The sequence below is a fragment of the Burkholderia sp. E168m23 genome, from assembly GCF_016586125.1.
Taxonomy (GTDB): domain Bacteria; phylum Pseudomonadota; class Gammaproteobacteria; order Burkholderiales; family Burkholderiaceae; genus Burkholderia; species Burkholderia orbicola.
Window position 1 is genome coordinate 1 of record NZ_BCPP01000689.1, and the last position, 3,919, is coordinate 3,919.

3 protein-coding genes are annotated in these 3,919 nt (G+C 68.7%); all 3 read left to right on the forward strand.

Going from position 1 to position 3,919, the window contains the following annotated elements; all coding sequences use genetic code 11:
* On the forward strand, positions 1–491 hold a 491-nt coding region (locus tag JMF90_RS27540), incomplete at its 5' end, for a branched-chain amino acid ABC transporter substrate-binding protein (protein ID WP_201325670.1).
* Between the two features lie 77 nt (positions 492–568).
* Complete coding sequence (gene lhpH, locus JMF90_RS27545; protein WP_011547736.1) at positions 569–1,576, forward strand: trans-3-hydroxy-L-proline dehydratase; 1,008 nt, start codon at positions 569–571, stop codon at positions 1,574–1,576.
* Between the two features lie 195 nt (positions 1,577–1,771).
* Positions 1,772–3,919 (forward strand): penicillin-binding protein 1A (locus tag JMF90_RS27550; RefSeq protein WP_201325671.1); only part of this gene is annotated, 2,148 nt, incomplete at its 3' end.

The window sequence follows — 3,919 nt, forward strand, 5'->3', positions numbered from 1 at the left end:
TCACCAAGATCAAGGCCGGCAACCCCGACGTGATCTTCCTCGGCGGCTATGCGGCGCAGGGCGCGCCGATGGCCAAGCAGATGAAGCAGCGGGGCTTGCGCGCGAAGCTGCTCGGCGGCGACGGCATCTGCTCGGCCGACATGGGCAAGGTCGCGGGCGACGCGGCGTCGATCGTCTACTGCGCGCAGGGCGGGGTCGCGCTCGAGAAGACGGCGGCCGGCCGCGAATTCCTGAAGAAGTACCACGACACCTATCACACCGATACGCAGGTCTACGGCGTCAATTACTACGACGGGATGAAGCTGCTCGCCGACGCGATGGTCAAGGCCGGCACGACCACCGACAAGGCGAAGCTGAGCGCGCAGCTCGCGAAGTCGAACTACGCGGGCGTCGCGGGCACCTATTCGTTCGACGCGAACGGCGACCTGAAAGGCGCGCCGACCACCGTCTACGTGATCCGCAACGGGCTGCCGGAACCGTACGCGAAGTAATTGCCCGACGGCCCACACGGCCCGTCACCGGACGGCGGCCCGGCCGCCGTCCTTCGTTTCAACGCATCCGATCGACCATGAAAATTTCCCGATCCCTGTCCACCGTCGAAGTGCACACCGGCGGCGAGGCGTTCCGCATCGTCACGAGCGGGCTGCCGCGCCTGCCCGGCGACACGATCGTCCAGCGTCGTGCGTGGCTCAAGGCGCACGCCGACGAGATCCGCCGCGCGCTGATGTTCGAACCGCGCGGCCACGCCGACATGTACGGCGGCTATCTGACCGAGCCGGTCTCGCCGAATGCCGATTTCGGCGTGATCTTCGTGCACAACGAAGGCTACAGCGACCATTGCGGCCACGGCGTGATCGCGTTGTCGACCGCGGCCGTCGAACTCGGCTGGGTGCAGCGCACCGTGCCGGAAACGCGGGTCGGCATCGACGCGCCGTGCGGCTTCATCGAGGCGTTCGTCCAGTGGGACGGCGAGCACGCGGGGCCGGTGCGTTTCGTCAACGTGCCGTCGTTCATCTGGCGACGCGACGTGTCGGTCGACACGCCATCGTTCGGCACCGTGACCGGCGACATCGCGTATGGCGGCGCGTTCTATTTCTATGTCGACGGCGCGCCGTTCGACCTGCCGGTGCGCGAATCCGCGGTCGAGAAGCTGATCCGCTTCGGCGCGGAAGTGAAGGCGGCCGCGAACGCGACCTATCCGGTCGTCCATCCGGAGATCCCGGAAATCAACCATATCTACGGCACGATCATCGCGAACGCGCCGCGCCATGCGGGCTCGACGCAGGCGAACTGCTGCGTGTTCGCGGATCGCGAAGTCGACCGCTCGCCGACCGGCTCCGGCACCGGCGGGCGCGTCGCGCAGCTCTACCAGCGCGGGCTGCTCGCGGCCGGCGACACGCTCGTCAACGAATCGATCGTCGGCACGGTCTTCAAGGGGCGCGTGCTGCGCGAAACGACGGTCGGCGACTTTCCGGCCGTGATCCCGGAAGTGGAAGGCAGTGCGCATATCTGCGGGTTCGCGAACTGGATCGTCGACGAACGCGATCCGCTCACGTACGGATTTCTCGTGCGCTGAGCCGCGGCCCCAGCCGCGCCGCTGTCGCGTCCCGTCGTGTCCCCGTCGCGCGGCGTTCAGGTTGTCGTACCAGGTTTGGCGCGTCGTTCCGGTTGCCGGGCACGCGCCTTTTTTGCGTGAGCGCCGTCGCGACACCGCACCACGTATGCCGGCGCAAGGCCGCAGCGGGCAGGCCGGCCGCGCGAGTTTGGTACGATGCAGCCTTTTCAGCCGAGCCCCACCCGCGTGAATCGCCGAAACGTGTCGTCAGTGCGTGCCTTGTGTGCCAGATGGGTCGCGCGCGCCCAATCCGCCGCGGCGGCCGCCGTCGCGCGAGCCGAGCCTCTCGCCGCCACCGCGTGGCACCATGTCCGCCACCCGACACGCCGTGGCGTGCTGCTCGCGGCCGCCGCCGTGCCGGCGCTGTTCGCGGCGTACGTGGTCGTGCTCATCCCGTTCACGCCGGGGATCGGCGACATCCGCAAGGCGCGCGTCGACCAGCCCGCGCAGGTGCTGTCGGCCGACGGCAAGCTGCTGGCCGAATTCAGGCCGTCGAACCGCGAATGGGTACCGCTCAAGCAGATTTCGCCGCGCATGGTCGACGCGCTGATCGCCACCGAGGATCACCGCTTCTACAAACACCACGGCCTCGACTGGAAACGCACGGCGTCGGCCGCGCTGCATACGTTCTCGGGCAGCCGCCAGGGCGGCTCGACGATCACGCAGCAGCTCGCGCGCAACCTGTATCCGGACGAGATCGGCCGCGCGCCGACGCTCACGCGCAAGGTGAAGGAGGCGATCACCGCGCTGAAGATCGAGGCCGTCTACAGCAAGGACCAGATCCTCGAGACCTATCTGAACACGGTGCCGTTCCTGTACAACGCGTACGGCGTCGAGATGGCCGCGCGCACCTATTTCGACAAGTCGGCCGACGAACTCGACGTGCTCGACAGCGCGACGCTCGTCGGGATGCTGAAGGGCAACAGCTACTACAACCCGGTGCTGAACCCCGAACGCGCGCTGCAGCGGCGCAACACGGTGCTCGGCCAGATGGTGAAGTACGGCAAGCTGTCGCCGGCGCAGTTCGCGCAGTTGCAGCGCCGCCCGCTGCGCATCGACTTCGAGCGCCAGAAGGAGCCGCCCGGGCCGGCGCCGCATTTCGCGCAGCAGTTGCGCAAATGGCTGATCGCGTGGGCCGACCGCAACGACTACAACATCTACTCGGACGGGCTGATCGTACGCACGACGATCGACTCGCGGCTCCAGCAGATGGCGACGCAGGCGCTCACGCTGCAGGGCAATCAGTTGCAGGGCATCGCGAACAACGCGTGGAGCGGCCGCGACGGCTGCGGCACCGACAACGAGGTGTTCCGCACCTTCATGCGCGAATCGCCCGAGTACAAGGCCGCGCAGGACGCCGGCAAGGACGACGCGGCGGCGATGAAGATGCTCGCGGCCGACCGCGGCTTCCTGCGCGCGCTGTGCAAGGCGAAGACCGACGTGCAGGCCGGCTTCCTCGCGATCGATCCGCGTGACGGGCAGATCCGCGCGTGGGTCGGCAGCCGCGACTTCACCCGCGAGCCGTTCGACCACGTCGCGCAGGCGCGGCGCCAGCCGGGCTCGACGTTCAAGCCGTTCGTCTATGGCGCCGCATTCGCGAACGGGATGAAGCCGGAGGATACGTTCATCGATCAACCGGTCGAGATCCCGCTGAAGGGCGGCGAGATCTGGCGGCCGAACGACGACGTGCCGCCGACCGGCAAACCGATGACGCTGCGCGACGCCGTCGCGCTGTCGCGCAACCGGATCACCGCGCAGGTGATGGAGAAGGTCGGGCCGGGCGCCGTCGCGCGGCTGGCGCGCGACATGGGCGTGCGCGAAAGCCCGCTCGAACGCGTGCCGTCGCTCGCGCTCGGCACGAGCCCGGTCACGCTGAAGGAAATGGTCGCGTCGTACGCGACGATCGCGAACGGCGGGCTGTACGTCGAGCCGCAGATGGTGACGCGTATCGAGAACCGCCAGGGCGAGGTGCTCGCCGAATACGCACCGGCGCCGCCCGAGCGTGCGCTCGATGCCGAAACCGACAAGACGCTGCTCGACGTGATGCGCGATGTCGTGACGCGCGGCACGGGCGGCAGCATCCGCACGCGCTTCGGCATCCACGGCGACGTGGCCGGCAAGACCGGCACGACGCAGGACAACGCGGACGGCTGGTTCATCCTGATGCAGCCGGGCCTCGTCGCCGGCGCGTGGGTCGGGTTCGACGACGGCCGCGTGACGCTGCGCAGCGATTACTGGGGGCAGGGCGCGCACAGCGCGCTGCCGATCGTCGGCGATTTCTTCCAGCGCGCGCAGCGCGCCCGG